The sequence below is a fragment of the Schaedlerella sp. genome (assembly GCF_056796775.1).
Window position 1 is genome coordinate 50,584 of record NZ_JBQIKP010000022.1, and the last position, 17,812, is coordinate 68,395.

Annotated in this window: 23 protein-coding genes and 1 pseudogene; 12 read left to right on the forward strand and 12 right to left on the reverse strand. The window is 52.5% G+C overall.

Annotated elements, in window-relative coordinates:
* Positions 1 to 17: 17 nt before the first annotated feature.
* Together ACTOY7_RS11465 and ACTOY7_RS11470 are read left to right on the forward strand one after the other, a co-directional pair.
* On the forward strand, positions 18 to 659 hold the full coding sequence (locus tag ACTOY7_RS11465; protein ID WP_330690673.1) for a P-loop NTPase family protein: 642 nt from the start codon (positions 18 to 20) through the stop codon (positions 657 to 659).
* Positions 610 to 1,020 carry a PD-(D/E)XK nuclease domain-containing protein gene (locus tag ACTOY7_RS11470; RefSeq protein ID WP_482671179.1) on the forward strand — a complete coding sequence of 137 codons (411 nt, stop codon included), beginning with the start codon at positions 610 to 612 and terminating at the stop codon, positions 1,018 to 1,020. The genes ACTOY7_RS11465 and ACTOY7_RS11470 overlap by 50 nt, the downstream gene beginning before the upstream one ends.
* Positions 1,021 to 1,137: 117 nt before the next feature.
* On the opposite strand, the gene ACTOY7_RS11475 is transcribed toward ACTOY7_RS11470, so the two are convergent.
* From ACTOY7_RS11475 to ACTOY7_RS11490, 4 genes are all read right to left on the reverse strand, one after another.
* Positions 1,138 to 2,154: an ABC transporter permease gene (locus tag ACTOY7_RS11475; RefSeq protein ID WP_482671180.1), complete on the reverse strand. Its 1,017-nt coding sequence runs from the start codon at positions 2,152 to 2,154 to the stop codon at positions 1,138 to 1,140.
* Positions 2,155 to 2,264: 110 nt separating this feature from the next.
* A complete protein-coding gene (locus ACTOY7_RS11480; RefSeq protein WP_160280884.1) occupies positions 2,265 to 3,335 on the reverse strand; it encodes an ABC transporter permease in 1,071 nt (356 codons plus the stop codon).
* Positions 3,335 to 4,231 carry an ABC transporter ATP-binding protein gene (locus ACTOY7_RS11485; protein ID WP_300885416.1) on the reverse strand — a complete coding sequence of 299 codons (897 nt, stop codon included), beginning with the start codon at positions 4,229 to 4,231 and terminating at the stop codon, positions 3,335 to 3,337. Before ACTOY7_RS11485 ends, ACTOY7_RS11480 begins: the two co-directional genes overlap by 1 nt.
* A complete protein-coding gene (locus tag ACTOY7_RS11490) occupies positions 4,228 to 4,380 on the reverse strand; it encodes a hypothetical protein (protein ID WP_300885417.1) in 153 nt (50 codons plus the stop codon). The genes ACTOY7_RS11485 and ACTOY7_RS11490 overlap by 4 nt, the downstream gene beginning before the upstream one ends.
* 330 nt (positions 4,381 to 4,710) lie before the next feature.
* On the opposite strand from ACTOY7_RS11490, the gene ACTOY7_RS11495 reads away from it, so the two are divergent.
* On the forward strand, positions 4,711 to 5,898 hold the full coding sequence (locus ACTOY7_RS11495; RefSeq protein WP_160280886.1) for an MFS transporter: 1,188 nt from the start codon (positions 4,711 to 4,713) through the stop codon (positions 5,896 to 5,898).
* Here the strand turns inward: ACTOY7_RS11495 and ACTOY7_RS11500 are convergent.
* From ACTOY7_RS11500 to rbr, 4 genes are all read right to left on the reverse strand, one after another.
* Positions 5,893 to 7,167: a sensor histidine kinase gene (locus tag ACTOY7_RS11500; protein WP_482671181.1), complete on the reverse strand. Its 1,275-nt coding sequence runs from the start codon at positions 7,165 to 7,167 to the stop codon at positions 5,893 to 5,895. The two genes, ACTOY7_RS11495 and ACTOY7_RS11500, sit on opposite strands and share 6 nt — an antisense overlap.
* A complete protein-coding gene (locus tag ACTOY7_RS11505) occupies positions 7,164 to 7,832 on the reverse strand; it encodes a response regulator transcription factor (protein WP_300885419.1) in 669 nt (222 codons plus the stop codon). The genes ACTOY7_RS11500 and ACTOY7_RS11505 overlap by 4 nt, the downstream gene beginning before the upstream one ends.
* 230 nt (positions 7,833 to 8,062) lie before the next feature.
* Positions 8,063 to 8,593 carry a GNAT family N-acetyltransferase gene (locus tag ACTOY7_RS11510; RefSeq protein WP_160280888.1) on the reverse strand — a complete coding sequence of 177 codons (531 nt, stop codon included), beginning with the start codon at positions 8,591 to 8,593 and terminating at the stop codon, positions 8,063 to 8,065.
* Between the two features lie 37 nt (positions 8,594 to 8,630).
* A complete protein-coding gene (gene rbr / locus ACTOY7_RS11515) occupies positions 8,631 to 9,173 on the reverse strand; it encodes a rubrerythrin (RefSeq protein WP_482671182.1) in 543 nt (180 codons plus the stop codon).
* 154 nt (positions 9,174 to 9,327) lie between these two features.
* On the opposite strand from rbr, the gene ACTOY7_RS11520 reads away from it, so the two are divergent.
* Complete coding sequence (locus ACTOY7_RS11520; protein ID WP_160280890.1) at positions 9,328 to 10,170, forward strand: YitT family protein; 843 nt, start codon at positions 9,328 to 9,330, stop codon at positions 10,168 to 10,170.
* Positions 10,171 to 10,532: 362 nt separating this feature from the next.
* Here ACTOY7_RS11520 and ACTOY7_RS11525 read toward each other — a convergent pair whose 3' ends face one another.
* Positions 10,533 to 10,985: a cupin domain-containing protein gene (locus ACTOY7_RS11525; RefSeq protein ID WP_482671183.1), complete on the reverse strand. Its 453-nt coding sequence runs from the start codon at positions 10,983 to 10,985 to the stop codon at positions 10,533 to 10,535.
* Positions 10,978 to 11,196 carry a hypothetical protein gene (locus ACTOY7_RS11530; RefSeq protein WP_482671184.1) on the reverse strand — a complete coding sequence of 73 codons (219 nt, stop codon included), beginning with the start codon at positions 11,194 to 11,196 and terminating at the stop codon, positions 10,978 to 10,980. Before ACTOY7_RS11530 ends, ACTOY7_RS11525 begins: the two co-directional genes overlap by 8 nt.
* Before the next feature lie 357 nt (positions 11,197 to 11,553).
* Here ACTOY7_RS11530 and ACTOY7_RS11535 point away from each other — a divergent pair, with 357 nt between their 5' ends.
* From ACTOY7_RS11535 to ACTOY7_RS11555, 5 genes are all read left to right on the forward strand, one after another.
* The gene (locus ACTOY7_RS11535; protein ID WP_482671185.1) at positions 11,554 to 12,978 is read left to right on the forward strand and encodes an amidohydrolase; all 1,425 of its coding nucleotides are present in this window, start codon (positions 11,554 to 11,556) and stop codon (positions 12,976 to 12,978) included.
* A 47-nt stretch (positions 12,979 to 13,025) separates the two neighbouring features.
* Complete coding sequence (locus ACTOY7_RS11540) at positions 13,026 to 14,792, forward strand: adenine deaminase (RefSeq protein WP_482671186.1); 1,767 nt, start codon at positions 13,026 to 13,028, stop codon at positions 14,790 to 14,792.
* 227 nt (positions 14,793 to 15,019) lie between these two features.
* Positions 15,020 to 15,217 (forward strand): AAA family ATPase, encoded by a 198-nt coding sequence (locus tag ACTOY7_RS11545; protein ID WP_482671194.1) that lies wholly within the window; start codon positions 15,020 to 15,022, stop codon positions 15,215 to 15,217.
* A 424-nt stretch (positions 15,218 to 15,641) separates the two neighbouring features.
* Positions 15,642 to 15,899 (forward strand): AbrB/MazE/SpoVT family DNA-binding domain-containing protein, encoded by a 258-nt coding sequence (locus ACTOY7_RS11550; protein ID WP_300886443.1) that lies wholly within the window; start codon positions 15,642 to 15,644, stop codon positions 15,897 to 15,899.
* A 1-nt stretch (position 15,900) separates the two neighbouring features.
* Positions 15,901 to 16,137, forward strand: coding sequence for a PIN domain-containing protein (locus ACTOY7_RS11555; protein WP_482671187.1), 237 nt, complete (start codon positions 15,901 to 15,903; stop codon positions 16,135 to 16,137).
* 234 nt (positions 16,138 to 16,371) lie between these two features.
* Here ACTOY7_RS11555 and ACTOY7_RS11560 read toward each other — a convergent pair whose 3' ends face one another.
* Complete coding sequence (locus ACTOY7_RS11560) at positions 16,372 to 16,536, reverse strand: transposon-encoded TnpW family protein (RefSeq protein WP_394683503.1); 165 nt, start codon at positions 16,534 to 16,536, stop codon at positions 16,372 to 16,374.
* Between ACTOY7_RS11560 and ACTOY7_RS11565 the strand changes: the two are divergent.
* The 3 genes and pseudogenes from ACTOY7_RS11565 to ACTOY7_RS11575 all read left to right on the forward strand — a co-directional run.
* Positions 16,489 to 16,599, forward strand: a pseudogene (locus ACTOY7_RS11565) (plasmid mobilization relaxosome protein MobC); the annotation flags it as partial. The gene ACTOY7_RS11560 and the pseudogene ACTOY7_RS11565 sit on opposite strands and share 48 nt — an antisense overlap.
* 163 nt (positions 16,600 to 16,762) lie before the next feature.
* On the forward strand, positions 16,763 to 16,960 hold the full coding sequence (locus tag ACTOY7_RS11570) for a DUF1016 N-terminal domain-containing protein (protein ID WP_482671188.1): 198 nt from the start codon (positions 16,763 to 16,765) through the stop codon (positions 16,958 to 16,960).
* 109 nt (positions 16,961 to 17,069) lie between these two features.
* Positions 17,070 to 17,159: a hypothetical protein gene (locus ACTOY7_RS11575; protein ID WP_482671189.1), complete on the forward strand. Its 90-nt coding sequence runs from the start codon at positions 17,070 to 17,072 to the stop codon at positions 17,157 to 17,159.
* A 50-nt stretch (positions 17,160 to 17,209) separates the two neighbouring features.
* Here ACTOY7_RS11575 and ACTOY7_RS11580 read toward each other — a convergent pair.
* Positions 17,210 to 17,812 (reverse strand): ISAs1 family transposase (locus tag ACTOY7_RS11580; protein WP_482671190.1); only part of this gene is annotated, 603 nt, incomplete at its 5' end.

A 17,812-nucleotide genomic window follows, 5' to 3' on the forward strand; every position in this document is an offset into this window, starting at 1 on the left:
ACAGCTTCCGGAGGCATTTGAACCGATATGATGTGATACGCATTGATGTGCAGTGGTGCCTCACCAGTGTAAAATCCGGGGATAAAACGGTTTCCTATATTGAAAAAAATGTGATCGAAGAATTGCGGGGACTGTTTAAAGGGGCAAATTCAACGGAGTTTATCCATCTCGCGTATCTGACAGGGATTTTGCCCATCAAGAAGATCCGTACACAGTCCGCCTTAAATGATTTTGATGAATTTACCATGCTGGACGCAAAAATATTTGCGCCATATATTGGATTTACGGAAGAAGAGGTAAAAAGTCTGTGCGGCCGGTACGGAAGGGATTTTGAAGAGACGAAACGCTGGTATGACGGTTATCTCCTTGGAAAGGAGCATGTATATAATCCAAAAGCAGTTCTGGGCTGTATGATGTGGGGGGAGTTCCGGAGCTACTGGTCCATGACCGGAACCTTTGAATCCATCCGGCCATTGATCAATATGGATTTTGACGGGCTGAGAACGGCTGTGATCACGATGCTGGCCGGCGAGTCTGTGAGGGTAAAAACGACGTCTTATCAAAATGATATGGTGACCTTCCGGAATAAGGATGAAGTCGGAGGAACTGTTGGATGCGACCCTGGAAATGGATTGCGCGGCCGTAGCGGATATCATTGAGGAGATCCACATGGGTTATGCCTCGAATATCCAGTATAATAATGAAAATTCCCTGAGCAGCGTGCTGAGCATCGCGTACCTTGGAGCTATGAACTATTATTTCAAGCCGGTCAGGGAGCTGCCGGCAGGGCGGGGATTCGCAGATCTGGTGTTCCTGCCGCGGAAGGAATATCCGGAGCTGCCGGCATTGCTGGTTGAGCTGAAATGGAACAAGTCAGCGGATGCGGCCATCAGCCAGATCAAGGACAGGAAGTATGCCGCGGCATTGGAGCGGTATACGGGTGAGATCCTTTTGGTGGGGATCAATTATTCAAAAAAGGATACCAGACACCAGTGCCTGATTGAGAAATACAGTATATAGAAGAGAGGCATGCGGATATCGTAAGACGTATTTTGATATCCGCGTGCTTCGTCATTTGAGGCCGTTCCGGCGTGGCGGCGACGCTGGCAGAGGAGCAGAACCAATCCGCTTGCTTTGTTATGTCAGGCTTTTCCGGCGTCCCAGCGACACACACGCGTACAGCAGGAACCATACCGCGCAGTGCGCCGCCAGGACTGCCAGCTCATTTCCCAGGCTGCCGCTTCCATTCAGGAGCTTCATCAGTCCATAGAAGGTGGCGCTGGAGGGCAGCAGATAGGTCAGCGCGCGCAGGGCTCCGCCGGCCGGGAGGAGCAGGTAGAACAGGATGGGCGGGGCGAGGAAGAGGATCATGACGAGCTTGATGTACATGATCCCCACCATCAGGCTTTCGGAAAAGCCTGCGATAAAAAGTCCGCTCAGAGCCGCGATAAATGCGGACAGGAGGATCAGAAGCAGCAGAGGAACGAGCTGCCCGGCGGTAAGCCTCATGCAGATGAGGGCGGTGACGGCGGCGGAAATGGTTCCGCCGAGGAAGCCGACGGTGAGCTTCTGCAGGGTGTACCGGGCCTTCGTCAGGGGCAGGACCTGGTTGATGCTGAGGATCCCGTCCTCCTTCTCACTGATGATATTCATGGCGTTGAAGGTGCAGCCCATGAACATGGCCGTGACCATGGTGATCACGATCAGAAGGTGCTTCATCATGTCACTGTCCGCTGCGGAGGGCAGCCGTGTGACCTCGTACCGGGCCATCAGGCCGCGGTCCGCGTAAAGCCTGGGGAGCAGGTCCGCCGTGACCGCCGTTCTCGTCATTTCATCGCCGGCCCGGATGGCCCGGATGCCGGAGCCGTCGGACAGGACTCCGATGGTCTGTGTGGAAGGCTCCCTGACGGCCGCTTCCAGGCTTCCCAGGGTGTCGTATGCCGTGACGGCACCGTGCTTTTGGAGCCATGCGGCGGCTTCCGGGGCCAGGTCATCCTGCAGGATGCCGAAGGAGGGCTCCGCTGCGGAGGACAGGTTCAGATCAGACAGGAGATTCAGCGCCAGCCCCACCGCGATGGGCAGCAAAAATGTCAGGATGCACAGCTTGTCGCGGCGGACGGCTTTTAATTGATATTTCAGGGCATTCCAGTTCATGGTTTGTGATTCCTCCTTTTTTCATCTCTTAGTGTCTAATTTCCCGCCGCTTGCGGCGGGGGAGTTCATTTTGATATATGCCCGTGCCGCGGGGGAGATGGAACGGATCCTTATCCTTCCCGCGCCATTTCGCGCCGCAGTCCCCATCCGGCCAGCAGAAACAGCAGGAAAATGGAGGCCCCACAGGCGGCGTAATAGAGCAAGCTGGTATTTGGAATCTCAAAATAGGCGCGCTTCATGGCAAGAAACAGATGGTACATGGGATGAAATTTGATCCAGCCTGCTTCGATCCCTAACTGCCCCGCCAGGAATACGGGGGTCGTGATAAATACTGCCAGCACCAGGTACAGCAGTGAGAATTGTTTGAAATCCGGCAGTACAACGGCGCAGAAAAATCCCACCAGGGCCATCAGCAGGGAGAGGATCCCGGCCTGGAGGAGGACGGAGGGGAGCACGGCCAGCCCTTCTACGAATCCCACATTGATCAGGGTCAGCAGTGCGGAAAATGCCAGGTCTGCCAGCAGGATCAGCGCCAGCTTGGACAGGAGGAAGGCAGTTCCGGACACCGGGAGGACGGCGTGGATGCGGATGGCGCCCATGTCCTTCTCCTTGAACAGCATTGCTGCCAGCCCTAAAAACCCCACCGCCGCCAGTTCAAAGAACAAAAATTCGGCGGTGATCTCCCGGCGGCCCTTCATCTCCCTGTCATCCGTGCCGATGCGGGCGGCAGGGGGGAAGGAGCCGGAATCCGCAGTGGGCAATGATGCCCCGGAGCGCAATTCGGCGGATGATGCCCATGACGCTTTGGAGTTTATTTCGCAGGATGTGAGATACGATGCCGCGCAGGCTGCCCGCAGGTTGTCGAGGGTTTCTATCCCGCAGGATACCATCTGGATTCGGGGCGTTTCCCCGGAAAGGTCGATCCCGACAGAGAGTCCGTCTCCGCAGGCAGCTGTCAGCTCCTCGATTGTATTTACATTTATCACAGGATCCGCCGTACCTTCCAGCCGACCGTCCGGGTCAAAGCAGCAGACCGGAAACATTTCATCGTCCAGCTTCACGTACACAAAATTGATATAGCAGGAGTAGAGCGCCAGGGAGCCGGCGGCCAGCAGGAAAAACCTGGCGGCCAGCATGAGCCGGAAATCCTTTTTCAGCAGTGTGAAAAACGTAAGCTTCATCAGTCAAGCCCCCTTCCTGTGTACCGGATGAACACATCCTCCAAGGTGGGTTCCTGGGAATGCACGCTGAGGATCTCCCCATGGGGAAAGGAAAATCCGGCTTCCAGTTCCCCGATCTCCAGGATTTTTGTGAGCCGCTTTTCAGCGCAGGGCTCCCAGGCCTTTCCCTCAGACTCTGGGCCGGGACGGGAGGCCTGCAGATATTCCACCACGACTCTGCGGGTGCTGTTCTGCTCCTTCAGATTTTTAGGGGTATCCAGCGCGGCGATCTGCCCGTTGGAAATAAATGCGACCCGGTCGCACAGCAGGTCCGCGTCCACCATATTGTGAGTGGTGAGAAATACCGTGGTACCCTTCTTTCTCTCATCCTCAATGATCTTCCGGAACAGCACGGCGCCGGATGGATCCAGGCCGCTGATCGGTTCATCCAGAAATAAAAGCTTCGGACTGCTGATCAGCGCCCGGGCCATGCTCACCCGCTGCCGCATCCCTTTGGAGTAGGAGGACACGGGTTTTTTCAGAAAATCCCGTTTGAATTCCAGCATTTCCAGCAATTCCTCGGGATCCCGGATCTGCTCCGGGGGATAGAAGGAAGAAAAATAATTCAGGTTATCGAGGGCGCTGAGATTGGCGTACAGATAGGGAAACTCAAAGAGCACACCGATCTCCCGGAAAAAATCCCGGGTCCGGACGGCAGAGATATCCCTTCCGTGTACGGTGACTTTGCCGCCGAAGCCCTTCAGGATTCCGGTGAGGATCTTCTGTGTGGTGGACTTTCCGGAGCCGTTGGGCCCCAGAAATCCGAAGATCTCGCCTTCTCCGACCGAAAAATCCAGGCCGTGGAGGGCTTGCTTGTCTTTCCTATAGGAAAAGGTCAGGTTCTTTACTTCGATCATTCCTCATCCCCCCATTTTCCGCGCCGGCTGTTTTTCTTTTCCCCGGTCCGCCGACTCCACCATTTCATGAATTTTACCTTGACCGGCAGCAGGACAGCCAGAACTGCCAGGATCACCAGCCACCAATACCATTCCAATCCTAAAAACATGTTGTCATCCTCCTTTGCTGTAAGGAACTGTCTGTAAATAACTTGTGCATATTGCTCGTCTAAATCTTCATATGCTGCGCCATCTGCACAAGTTATTTCTGAACAGTTCCTAATGAATTTGCTTTTGCGCATGAATTGATTGTATCTGAGGGAAGTATAGGGGACTGGTGTAAAATCCGTGTGAAGGGGAGGTGAAGCGGGGGTAAAATATGCGAAAATGGAATTGCATCTAGTTGAAATAATGGTATAATGTAGAGACTGTGAATCCTCAGACAGATTCTGGACAGGAGAAACACATGAATTTGAAAATCATACGAAGGAGTGCTGCCCATGAATGAGAAATACCAGAAGACCATCTATGCATGCTTTGTGGGATATATCGTACAGGCGATCATCAATAATTTTGTCCCGCTGCTGTTTTTGACCTTCGAGAGTACTTATCAGATCCCGCTGAGCCGGATCACCATACTGATCACATTTAACTTCGGGGTTCAGCTGATGGTGGACCTGCTGTCTGCGGGCTTTGTGGACAGGATCGGATACCGGGTGTCCATCATGCTGGCGCATATTTTCGCCGCGGCGGGGCTGCTGGGTCTTGCCGTACTCCCGGAAATCCTGCCAAATGCTTATGCGGGGCTGCTGATCTCGGTGACGGTCTACGCCCTTGGGGGCGGGCTTTTGGAGGTGCTGGTCAGCCCCATCGTGGAGAGCTGCCCCACGGACAATAAGGAAAAGGCGATGAGCCTGCTCCATTCCTTCTACTGCTGGGGGCATGTGGGGGTCGTACTGTTGTCCACTCTGTTTTTCCGGGTGTTTGGGATTGGAAACTGGAAGATTTTGACCGTGATCTGGGTGATCGTTCCCGTTGTGAATGCATTTATTTTTGCCAGGGCGCCAATCGCGCCGCTTGTGGAAGAAGGGGAGACCGGAATGACGATGGCGGAGCTCTTCCGAAATAAAGTGTTCTGGGTGATGATGCTCATGATGATGTGCGCGGGCGCAAGCGAGCAGGCGGTGAGCCAGTGGGCGTCTACCTTTGCCGAGAGGGGGCTGGGCGTGAGCAAGACAGTGGGAGACCTTGCGGGCCCGATGGCATTTGCCGTGCTGATGGGAAGCGCAAGGGCCTTCTACGGAAAATTCGGAGACAGGATCGACCTGGACCGGTTCATGGCCGGGAGCGGGATCCTCTGCGTGATGTCGTACCTGTGCATCTCCCTTTCACCCTCCCCGTTCCTGTCCCTCGTGGGCTGCGCGGTCTGTGGATTGTCGGTGGGGATCATGTGGCCGGGGAGCTTCAGCAAGGCGGCCGCGCTGATCCGAAACGGCGGGACGGCCATGTTTGCGCTGCTGGCGCTGGCGGGGGATCTGGGCTGTTCGGGCGGCCCGACGCTGGTGGGCTATGTTTCCAGCATGGCCTCGGACGACCTGAAAAAAGGGATCTTGGCCGCGATCGTATTTCCGGTATTGTTGGTGGCGGCGGTGGGGATCAGCCGCAGGCCGCAGGCCGGGAGATCATAGCGACGAGCGGTGTTCTAGGAAGGAAATGTATGTGCCGGGTATGGAGAAGTAGAACATCACTCCGTCCGGCATATTTTTTACCCCGTAATCCAGGCCCTGCATGGACAGAATCTGTGCCACAATGGACAGCCCCAGTCCGGAGCCGTGATATTCGGCATCCGGATTGCGGTAAAACTTCGTCCAGATCCTGGGCAGTATTTCCTCCGGGATCGGGCTTCCCTCGTTGAGGACGGAGAAATGCAGGAGCTCCCCGCGCATGGTCAGGGACAGCTCCAGCCTGCCGCCAGGACATACATGTTTCCGGGCGTTCAGGATCAGATTGTCCAGCACCTGCTCCATGCGTTTTCGGTCGGTCTTTACAAAAATCTTCTCCTCCGGCAGTTCATACTCCAACTGGAAATCCGCATCCGGAATGTCGGTCAGCAGGCGGCCGGCCGCGGTTTCTACCAGTTCCACAAAATCAAAGGTTTCCATTACAAGCTCAGAAGCGCCGCTTTCCAGCGCCGACAGATCCAGCAGGGTGGTGATCAGGTCGCTCATACGTTCGGTCTCGGAAATGATGATGTCGGTGTACCGCTGCCGCATTGCCTCATCGGTCTCGTCCTGGATTCCTTCCGCATACGCGCGGATGACTCCCACAGGCGTTTTCATTTCATGGGACAGGCTGTCGGTCAGATCCTTGCGCTCCGCAAGAAGGCGCTGCTTCTCTACCACATCGGCTGCGAGGCGCGCGTTGGCATCCTCCAGCTGCGAATTGGCGTCTTCGAGGCGCGCGTTGGTATCCTCCAGTCGCAAATTGGCGTCTTCGAGGCGTGCGTTGGTATCCTCCAGCTGTGAATTGGCGTCTTCGAGGCGTGCGTTGGTATCCTCCAGCTGTAAATTGGAGTCCTCCAGCTGTGAATTTGCGCTTTCCAGGCGCGCCAGCGTCTGCTGCAGGTTTTCGGACATTCGGCAGAGGCTGGCGGAGAGCTCCCCGAATTCATCCTCCGAGGTGATCCGGCAGGGGTCTGAAAAATCCAGATCTGCCAGACGCCTGGCCGCTTCGTTGAGCCGGGAGACCGGATCGGAGAGAAAGCGCCCCATCAGAAAATCCACTGCCAGGATCAGGGGAATCACGAATGCGAGCCAGATCAGAAGGGATACGTCCGGCTCGGCGGATGCATGGATGGAAAATATGTAAGAAGCGATCAGTACAGCGCCGGCCAGCTTGGAGGTCATGATGATCTTTTTACGGACCGTGCGGAGGGAAAAGAGTTCTTTCAGATTCATACGGGCACCTCGAATTTGTAGCCGGAGCGGATCAGGGTGACGATGTATTTCCCTTCGCTGCCCAGCTTCTGGCGGAGATTTTTGATGTGGGCATCCACCGTGCGGGTGGTTCCTTCGAATTCATAGCCCCAGATCCGGTTCAGGAGCTGGTCGCGGCTGAAGAGCTGGCCGGGGTTGGTCATGAAGAAATGGAGCAATTCGTATTCCTTGTGGGTGAGCATGACCTCCTGCCCGTCCGCGTACACCTTGTGGGATGCGGGATGGAGGGCGAGCTTGCCGGCGCAGAGGGTGCCCAGGGGAGCGGAGGAGGTCCGGCGCAGCAGGGCGTTGACCTTTGCCAGCAGGACTCTGGGGCTGAACGGCTTTGTCATATAATCGTCCGCGCCGTATTCGTAGCCCTTCAGCTTATCCTCCTCGCTGCTTTTGGCGGTCAGCAGGATCACCGGCACATTGCCCATCTCGCGGGCCAGCCGGCATACCGAAAAGCCGTCCAGGTGGGGCATCATGACATCCAGGATCAGAAGGTCCGCGGGGGTGCTTTTCAGCAGCATCATGGCGTCCACCCCGTCATCCGCGGTCAGGCAGGTGTGGCCGCCCTTTCTCATATATTCTGCAATGATATCCTGCATGTTTTTTTCATCTTCTGCGATTAAAATAGATGCCATAGGAGAAACCTCGCTTTGCTGAGAGTATGCAATTTATTATAGACCTTCTGAAATTGTTTTACAATATTAAAAAACTTACGGGCCAGGGTAAAATAGTACGCATAGTTACATGTCACGCCTGGTGAAGGTGTGACCTGTAACTACGCATAGGTTTATCAAAGTATGGACAATGGAAGGCGTTTGACGAGTAATCATGAAATCAGGAAGAAACCGCCGGACGGAACAGCAACCTACACCCGGCATTCCAGCTGACGGTCAAAGGGCTCTGCATCCGTATGCTCGTTCTGGATTTCTTTTGTGTCGACGCATCCCATTCTTTGATAAAATGCCTGTGTTTCCACGGCGGAGTGGGCGGAAATGTATAATTTTTCCGCCCCGTGCTTCCTGGCCCATTCCTTTGCCGCGCAGAAGAGTGCCGTTCCGATTCCGGAACCGCGCAGGTCTTCTGAGACATGAAGGCTTGTCAGGTCAAGATATTGGTGTCTGCTGCCGAACAGGCCGGCTTCAACGGAGGCAAACCCCTTGAGGGAACGGCCGCTGAACGCCGCATACACAAAGCCGCCGGAAGATACTGTATTTTTCAGGCAGGAGATCAGGAAGTCATAATCGCTTTCTGTCCAATCATCAATAAAAGGCGCATCCTTGATCACCCATCCGCTGTTCTCTTTCCGCCAGCATTTTGTGACGGTCTGATGCCGGATAAAATCCTGAAATAGCTCCCGGCAAAGTTCCTGTTCAGATAAAGCCCTGTAATGGATCATGAGCAGGGATCCTCCTTGTTCGTTTTTTAGAGCAAAATCAGTAATTCGCCGCATTGACCTCAAAATAGGACTGCGGATGCGCACAGACCGGACATACCTGGGGAGCGTCCGTTCCGACGAGGATATGTCCGCAGTTCCGGCATTCCCACACCTTGATCTCGCTCTTTTTAAAGACCTCCCGCATCTCTACATTTTTCAGGAGGGCACGGTAACGCTCTTCGTGATGCTTCTCGATAGCGGCTACCATACGGAACTTTTCCGCAAGCTCCGGGAAGCCCTCCTTCTCCGCGGTCTCTGCAAAGCCTGCATACATATCGGTCCATTCGTAATTCTCACCGTCTGCGGCCTGAGCAAGATTTTCGGCGGTATCGCCGAGCCCGCTGAGCTCCTTGAACCACATTTTTGCATGCTCTTTTTCATTATCCGCTGTTTTCAGGAAAAGAGCCGCGATCTGTTCAAAGCCTTCCTTTTTCGCTTTGGACGCAAAATAGGTGTACTTGTTCCTTGCCTGAGACTCTCCTGCAAACGCGGCCTCCAGGTTTTTCTCCGTCTGTGTTCCAGCATATTTATTGTTTGCCATGTTTTTTTCCTCCTATGAAAATATAATATTAGTAATTATTACTATTATAAATATGATATTTCTAAAAGTCAATACCTGAAATCGTTGTTACTATCTACAAATAGTTGACTTTCCGGGACTGCGGCGTTACAATGCGATACGGAGGAAAAAACAAATGAAAACGAAAATACACAGCTTCTTTATGATGACAGCGGCCACCCTGATCATGGCCGTAGGGATTTATTTTTTTAAGTTTACCAATAACTTTACATTCGGCGGGATCACGGGTCTCGCTGTCCTTGTTGCAAAATCCGGGCTGATCTCCGCGTCGGATTTTTCTTTTGCGGCAAACATGATCCTGCTGGTGCTGGGAGCCTTGATCCTGGGGCGAAAGTTCGTGGCGAAGACCGCTTACTGCAGCGTACTGCTTTCGGTCCTGCTGTCTTTGTTTGAAAGGATCTGGCCCATGCATCAGCCTTTTACGAACGAACCTTTGCTGGAGGTGATTTTCGCGATCGTGCTTCCTGCTTTTGGATCCGCAGTGCTGTTCAATATCGGTGCTTCCAGCGGCGGCACGGATATCGTAGCCATGATCCTGAAAAAGTATTCCAGCATCGACATCGGCCGGGCGCTGATGCTGTCCGATGTGGCGATCACGGTAGCCGGATTCTTTGTGTTTGACGTGGAGGTGGGACTGTACTCCTGCCTGGGACTGGCGTTCCGCTCCGTGCTGGTGGACAACTTTATCGAAAGCCTGAACCTGTCCAAATATTTTAACGTATTCTGCAGCAGGCCGGAGCCAATCTGTGATTTTATCGTACATGAGCTGAACCGCAGCGCCACGATCTGCGACGGGCAGGGGGCCTTTACCGGATCTCAGAAGTATATCATCTTTACCGCGCTGAACCGGCATCAGGCCGTGCTGCTGAGGAATTTTATTAAAAAAGAAGATCCTTCCGCGTTCATATTGATTTCCAATACAAGTGAGATCATTGGGAAAGGGTTCCATAGTGTGTAAATCCCGGATCAGGGCTGCGGTGCCGGAACAGAAATGAGATCAGGAGGATTCGGAAAAACCGCCAAACGGCGGCACGCCGGGCTCCGGGAAGGGAATCCGGTTTACGCTGACAGGAGAGCGGGAGCTGCTGAGCGAAGCGCTTGCGCAGATGGATGAGGATATGGTCAGGGAAGCCACGGCTGACGCGGCCAAGGCGGCGCTTTTGCCGGAGCGTGAAAAAGGGAGCTTGTGAGACGGCCGGGCTGTGAAAGATGAAGGGGCTAATGGGTGTTTTGGATAAGCCGGTAATATTTGCAAAATGTATAACCCTTTATTTAGAACAAAGCTGACAATCATATCTAATGTCGTCAGCTTCAACCAGGTTAGAACGTATACGGGGAGGTGGAGACCATCAGGATCTTCGCCTCCTCGTCTGTTATATTGCTCCAGCGGTGGCCGATATAGTTGGGGTAATACAGCGTATCGTGTTCGTTCAGCTCATAGGTTCCTCTATTTTCCATATCAAATATCACACTCCCATACAGCACATACACGAACTCTTCCCCGCCATGGTGGGCGTACTCCCCGGAATCTGCATGGGAGGGCACAGTGACGGTTGCCGCGTACATCTCATTTTTTCCCTGGATGATCAGGGATTCGATCAGGGATTTCCCATTGCTCATATTGCGGACAAATGACTTCTGGTCCATATGACGCACCAGCTGGACCTGCTCGTCATCCTCTTCCAGAAACAGCGAAAAGACCGGGAGGTTGAGGGCGTCGCATATGGACTTTAAGGTGAGCAGGTTGGGGGAGGTTTTGCCGGTTTCAATCACTCACGGGTCTGATTCCCCGCAGCTTGCTGCGTTTTACAAAAATGCCGAGCGAAGCGAGGTCCAGGCTAATACCCCGTAGCTTGCTGCGGGGAAGTTTATTCTGGCTGATGGTACTCGCCGCCACATTTGACATGTTGGACAGATCGCGGATTGACAAATTCTGTCCCAGACGATGCTCCTTGAGGGTTTTTCCGATTTTGTTTAAATCCATGTATGGGGCCTCCTGATAAATTCTGTGTGGATGGGATTGGCGGGTATCATTGTGTCGGCGGCAGATTGCTGCATAATGGTTGCGCTTTCATACGGCACTGCGCGGCAGTGACATATGTTTAGCCTGGATTGTAACGGAATATAGACCAGCGCGGTAAACGCACATTTTCGTATGGAACAGTTATCGCAAATTAACCTCAAGTATACCAAGGTTTGAGGAAAATTGGAAGTGAAAAATGAAATTTATTCAATTTTGAAACGGAGCAAGGTATATTTTGGTCTCGAAGCGACCAGTAACATGGATTGACAAATCGAACACTGTTCGTTACAATGAACAATAGAATTATGAGAAAAGGAGGTGGCATCATTGGAAGATTCCAGACAAATTTACTTTAAGAATGGATATATTCTCACGATGAATGCGTCGAACCAGGTGTATGCCCATGGGAGCCTGCTGGTGGAAGGAAATCAGATCTGCGCCGTAGGAACCGTGGATGAGCAGCAGGTCCGCGGGGACGCGGAGATCATCGACCTGTGCGGAAAGTACCTGCTTCCGGGGTTTGTGAACACGCATGTACATACGTCCCAGCAGATCAGCCGGGGCGTCGGGGATGATGTGGATTTTATGACCTGGCTGCACAAGCGGATGTGGCCCTTCGAGAGCAATATGACCGAGGAGGATTCCTATGTATCCACGCTGATGTGCTGCCTGGAGCAGATCCGGGCCGGAGTGACCAGCTTCGCGGAGCCGGGCGGGCAGTTCGTCAGCGGTATGGCAAAGGCGGTGACAGAGGCCGGGCTCCGCGCGAAGCTGGCAAAATCTGTGATGGACTGTGGGGAAGGGCTCCCCGAGATCTGGCAGAGGACCATGGAGGAGGAGCTGGACCAGCAGATCGACGACCTGAACAAATACCATAATACCGCGGACGGAAGGGTGCAGGTGTGGTTTGGCCTGCGCACCATATTCAACAATACGGATGCCCTGATCGTAAAGACGAAGGAGCTGGCGGACAAGTACGGCGTGGGCGTGCATATGCATGTGGCGGAGGCCAAGTCCGAGATTGAGTATACCCAGGCGGTTTACGGCGAGCCGACGGTGACGCATCTTCATAAGCTGGGCGTGCTGGACAAAAACCTGCTGGCAGTCCACACAGTCTGGTTGACCAACGAGGAGATCGATCTGTTCAAGAAATATGACGTGAAAGTTTCCCATAATCCGGCATCGGCCATGCGCGTCCTGGGATTCGCGAAGATCCCGCAGATGCTGAGAAAGAAGGTGTGCGTGTCCATCGGCACGGATGGCGCGTCTTCCAGCAACCGGATGGACATGGTGGATGAAATGTGGCTCACATCGCTGATCCATAAGGGATGGCGGCTGGATTCTACCGTGGTGCCCTCAGAGGACATTTTGTGCATGGCGACGAAAAACGGAGCCCGGGCGCTGCTGGATGAGGAGGTCTACGGAAGCCTGGAGCCGGGTAAGAAGGCGGATCTGATCGTGATCAATCCCCACGGCCCGTCCATGATGCCGGTCAATGACCGCATCGCCGCGCTTGTGACGGCCATGCATTCCTCCAATATTGAGAGTACGATGTGCGATGGAAAATGGCTGATGAAGGAGCGGAAGATTCAGACACTGGATGAGGAGGCAATCCTGAAAGAAGCACAGGAGCGGAGCAAAGCGATTTACAAGAGGGCAGGCATCGTGCTGCCGGAGCGCTTCCCGGTGACGGATCTGAACTGTGGTATTTCATCAGACGTGAGTATATTTCATCGGACATAAATATATTTCATAGAAGGAAGCATTCAGGTAAAAGGAGAATAAAAACAATGGATAAAAAATTATTGGCAACAGCAGGCGGACAGGCTCCGGCGGATATTGTAGTCAAAAACGGGAAACTGGTCAATGTATATACGAAGGAAATTTATGAAGGCGGCGTAGCCATCAGCGGAGACCGGATCGCGGCGGTCGGCGACGTGGATTATGCCATCGGCGAGGGCACGAAGGTGATCGATGCGGGCGGCAATTATATCACACCCGGATTTATAGACGGACATATTCACCCGGAGAGCACCAGCCTGTCAATCCGCTCCTTTGCGGAGCTGGTATTGAAGCACGGTACCACCGCGGTCATGACGGACCTCCACGAGATCGGGGTGGTGGCAGGCCTGGAAGGGATTGAGGCGGTCCTGGAGGAAGCGGAAGCGACGGACCTGAAGATTTATTTTGTGGTTCCGTCCCATGTGCCCTTTGCGCCGAACCTGGAGACCAGCGGCGGGCATTTTGATCCGGAGATCATCAAAATGGCTCTGGAGAGGAAGGATGCGGTCGGCATTTCGGAGGTGGTAGGCCCCTATATCCTGAATGGGTTCCCGGATCTGATGGAGACCATGGGCCATGTGAACCAGATGCCGGGAAAAACATGCCAGGGCCATCTGCCGGATATGGAAGGACCGGCGCTGAACACCTGTCTGGCGGCAGGCGTGACTACGGACCATGAGTCCTTATCCGGGGAGGATGCCCTTGCGCGGCTTCGAAACGGCTGCCATTTGATGATCCGGGAAGGCTCTGCGGCCCGCAATATGGCGGACTGTCTGAAACCGATCCTGGAACAGAAGCTGGATACCTCCCGGGTCAGCATCGTGACAGATGACCTTCACACCGTAGACGCGGTAGAACGGGGACATCTGGATGACGCGGTGCGCGCGGCCCTGAAAAATGGAGTCGATTTTGCGACGGCGATCCAGATGGTTTCCTTAAACGCGGCCCGCGCGTTCCACCTGGACGACGAGGTGGGCGGACTGGCGCCGGGAAAACGGGCGGATCTCAATATCACCACCGGAGCAGAGGCGTTTGAAGTGCTGAGCGTCATTTCCGGAGGGAAACAGATCGTGGACAATGGAACGTGTCTGGTTTCTTACCCGAAGGCAGAACACAAGCCATGCCTGCTGAATACGACCCATTTGAAAAATCCCGTCACGCCGGACAGCTTCAAGATCTATGCGCCGGAAGGGGCGAAAAAGGTGAAGGCGCAGGTGATGGATACGCTTCCGTGGATCCCTATCACCCAGGGCCGGGAGGCAGTGCTGGATGTGGAAGACGGCGTAGTAAAATGCGACGTTTCCCAGGATGTGCTCTACATTGCGCAGGTGGAGCGGTATGGGATCAACGGAAATATAGGAAAAGCATTTATGGGAGGGTTCCATCTCCAGGCTGGGGCCATCGCGTCCTCCGTGGGGCATGACAACCACAATGTGATCGTTATGGGAACCAACTTTGAGGATATGGCGAAGGCCGTGAATTATCTGATTGAGATCGGCGGCGGCCAGGCAGTCGTGAAGGACGGGGAAATCCTGGGCGCGGTGGAATATCCGGTCTGCGGCCTGCTCTCCGACCTGTCCGGGGAAGAGCTGGCGGAGGAAAAACGGAAGCTGAACGGCATCATCCACGAGCTGGGCTGTCCGATCACGATTCCGTTTATGTTCCTTTCCTTTATCTGTCTTGCGGCGATTCCGGTGTACGCGATCACGGATGTGGGATTCATCAATGTGCTGACACAGGAGGTTGTGGATCCGGTGCTCGAAGTATTGGAGTAAGGGTTTTCATTTTATAAGGTATACCCAAGGGCATCCCATTATGGCTATAACGGGATGCCCTTGGGTATGCCTTCGGGTACGGATTGACAATAACACGAGGAGGCGGTGAAAATGGTAAAAAGGGAACTGTATTTGAAAGAGATCAGGCCATTTTATGAGTCGAGCTGATCCGGCAGGAAAAGCATTACCTGTTTTTTGATGAGATTCAAAATGTAAATGAATTTGAGCTGGTGGTCAACTCATTCCGGGCGACCCATGATGTCAGCATCTTTATCACAGGCTCCAATTCCCGCCTGCTTTCCGGGGAACTGGCGACGCATTTGAGCGGACGGACAGTCTCGTTTCGGATCCTGCCCTTTAATTTTAAGGAGTTTTGTCAGTTTCATGGAGAGAGGATTATGACCAGCTCCTGGCGGAGTACATGAGGTGGGGAGGGTTTCCGCTTGTGTGTAAGGAGAAGGAGTGGTGGGAAATTCCTCCGTGACCGTATCCGGCAATAAGATTTCCGAAGCGATTTCTGATAAATACCAAAAAGTGTCGGCGCCGACTGTGTAAAGGATGAATACAAATATATTGTCAAGATCGGAGACAAATCGTCAAGGACTTTTTAATCAATTTCACAAAAAATTGTTACTATTCACAGTCGGATAAAAAATGGCAGTCAGATTCGTCAAGCGAAGCTTGTAAGAAGCTGATTGACAGTTTTTATCTGACTGTGAATAGTAACAAAAAATTCACATTTGACTAATGTTTTACCATGTGAACGGCTTTACTTTTCGCTTTGAATGGGTATAATAAAAGTGGACTTCAATTTTTCTTTAGATTTCAAGAATAGAAAGGGCGGCTTTTATGAATTTAGCAAAAATCTCTGCGAATGGGCAGATTACTGTGCCGGTGGAAATCCGCCGTCTGCTCGGCCTGAAATCCGGCGACAAGATTCTGTTTTACCAAAAGCAGGACGGAGAGGTGGTCTTAAGCAATGCCTCTGCACAGGCAATCCGTAAAGCGCAGTCTGCTTTTTCGGGCGCGGCTGAAGCTATGGGTATTTCCAGTGAAGAGGATGTGCAGGCTCTTGTAGACGAAGTTCGTTACGGAAAGGAACGGTAAAATGCGGATATTGGTCGATACAAACATTCTTTTCTCCGCATTGGTTTTCCCACGGTCGAGACCGGCACAGGCTCTGCTCCATGTGGCCGATAACCATGAGATGGTCCTGTGTGACCGCAATATCACGGAGCTGCGGGATATTCTGGGGCGGAAAGCGCCTAAGTTCCTTCCGGATGCGGAAGTCCTGCTGGCGGAAATGTCTTATGAGCTGATCCCGGCGGTAAACCATGCAGAATAACTGATACGTGACGCAAAGGACCAGCCAATCCTGAATGCTGCCATTGTGTCTGATGTGGATATTATACTTACTGGCGACAAAGACTTTCTAAGCCTTGAAATGGAACATCCCAGATGTATGACTGTTGCACAGTTTTTAGAAAGTGAGGGTATGGTGGAATAAGCCTTACACCTTTTAACAGTGGAGAAACCGGCGGTCTGTTTTCAGATTGCCGGTTTCTCATTTATGATGGCTTTATCCCATCTGCCGTATCTCATTTTTCAGCATACGCTTGATCTTGTCGCTCATGGTCTCAGTGCTGGTCTCGCTGAAATGAATCCGCACGATGTAGGTGGTTCGGCCTATCTTTTTCACCAGTGCGGGCGGGTTTATGACGCTGACCTGGAGGATATATCCCAGCGGCAGGAACTGCTTTGGGACGGTGTGCAGAAGATACTGGCCCAGCTTTCCAAGCTCTCCTGACCGGACAATCTGCCCCATCTGCGGAGGGAGGAACGGCGTTCTTCGCCGCTTCTCTCTCCGACTTTTTCTTTTTTACTGACAGACCTGGCTTTTGTTTCGGACATTTATTTTTTTGCGGCTTCGTGGTATAATCGTCCATAGGCAAGGAGGGAGCAAGCTGAGTATGGAGAATTATCAATTATCACCGAACAATCCGATGATTTTGGAAATCAGAAAATTACTGGAAAATGCAAGAAACAATATCGCTCAACAGGTCAACACCGAGCTGCTTACAACCTACTGGAACATTGGCCGGATTATTGTGGAGTATGAGCAGCAAAGCCAGCTTCGCGCAGAGTATGGAAAGCAGACCTTAAAATAACTTTCCAAAGAACTGACAAGGGAGTTTGGAAAAGGCTTTTCGCGCTCCAATCTTCAAAATATGAGGGCGATCTATCTGGTATGAAAAATGCCAGACACCGTCTGGCAAATTGGCCTGGTCCCATTACTGCGAGCTTTTGACGATCTCTGATGAGGGCAAGCGCAGTTTTTATGAAAAAGAGGCTGTCAATTCCGGCTGATCGGTACGCAGAATAAACGCACGAACAGTAAGGCGGACTTATTTGCCCATTTATTTGGCCAGTTCGTCAATTGCATCCAACATATCATTATCGTATAATACTTTCAGGACAACAAGAATCACAGGAATCTCCGTTTCCAGGTTTCTGCCTATTTTGTTACGGATTCGCTTCATGCTCCTATGATAGTAAACTTTCAACAACTTTATAATGAACATGACAAACCTTCTGACCAAGCCAAGATTGTGTATCCCGTTTTTCTCTTTGGAACGCAGTTTATCTTCTTTGAATACGATATCGAGCACCCAATGCAGCCCATTTTCGATATGCCAATGCCGATGCGCAACAATTGCGAACAATTCTGCGATCGGCTTGATACTGCACAGATAATACCGTTCCTCTATGGATTCTTCTCCAGTCTCCTTTTTGGAAATCGTTTTTCTTTCATACCCTATGGATGTCAGTTTTTCCCAGTCTTTCCTGCCTTCAAACCACTTGATTTCGTTTGTGATCATGTATTCTCTTGTGATGATATCGTAGGTCGTTTCTTCGGTGTCCTTGAAATACTGCCCCTCCTTTGCCTGAACTTCTTTCAGGAGTTCTTCACAGGCAAAATATTCTTTTACCTCAAGGTATGCGGTTTTCTGGTTTTCCTT

Excerpts from the sequence above, each read along its gene's own strand:
- ACTOY7_RS11475 (WP_482671180.1), bottom strand. The coding sequence starts at position 2,154 with ATGAACTGGAATGCCCTGAAATATCAATTAAAAGCCGTCCGCCGCGAC.
- ACTOY7_RS11480 (WP_160280884.1), bottom strand. The coding sequence starts at position 3,335 with ATGAAGCTTACGTTTTTCACACTGCTGAAAAAGGATTTCCGGCTCATG.
- ACTOY7_RS11485 (WP_300885416.1), bottom strand. The coding sequence starts at position 4,231 with ATGATCGAAGTAAAGAACCTGACCTTTTCCTATAGGAAAGACAAGCAA.
- ACTOY7_RS11490 (WP_300885417.1), bottom strand. The coding sequence starts at position 4,380 with ATGTTTTTAGGATTGGAATGGTATTGGTGGCTGGTGATCCTGGCAGTT.
- ACTOY7_RS11495 (WP_160280886.1), top strand. The coding sequence starts at position 4,711 with ATGAATGAGAAATACCAGAAGACCATCTATGCATGCTTTGTGGGATAT.
- ACTOY7_RS11500 (WP_482671181.1), bottom strand. The coding sequence starts at position 7,167 with ATGAATCTGAAAGAACTCTTTTCCCTCCGCACGGTCCGTAAAAAGATC.
- ACTOY7_RS11505 (WP_300885419.1), bottom strand. The coding sequence starts at position 7,832 with ATGGCATCTATTTTAATCGCAGAAGATGAAAAAAACATGCAGGATATC.
- ACTOY7_RS11510 (WP_160280888.1), bottom strand. The coding sequence starts at position 8,593 with ATGATCCATTACAGGGCTTTATCTGAACAGGAACTTTGCCGGGAGCTA.
- rbr (WP_482671182.1), bottom strand. The coding sequence starts at position 9,173 with ATGGCAAACAATAAATATGCTGGAACACAGACGGAGAAAAACCTGGAG.
- ACTOY7_RS11520 (WP_160280890.1), top strand. The coding sequence starts at position 9,328 with ATGAAAACGAAAATACACAGCTTCTTTATGATGACAGCGGCCACCCTG.
- ACTOY7_RS11530 (WP_482671184.1), bottom strand. The coding sequence starts at position 11,196 with ATGGATTTAAACAAAATCGGAAAAACCCTCAAGGAGCATCGTCTGGGA.
- ACTOY7_RS11540 (WP_482671186.1), top strand. The coding sequence starts at position 13,026 with ATGGATAAAAAATTATTGGCAACAGCAGGCGGACAGGCTCCGGCGGAT.
- ACTOY7_RS11550 (WP_300886443.1), top strand. The coding sequence starts at position 15,642 with ATGAATTTAGCAAAAATCTCTGCGAATGGGCAGATTACTGTGCCGGTG.
- ACTOY7_RS11555 (WP_482671187.1), top strand. The coding sequence starts at position 15,901 with ATGCGGATATTGGTCGATACAAACATTCTTTTCTCCGCATTGGTTTTC.
- ACTOY7_RS11570 (WP_482671188.1), top strand. The coding sequence starts at position 16,763 with ATGGAGAATTATCAATTATCACCGAACAATCCGATGATTTTGGAAATC.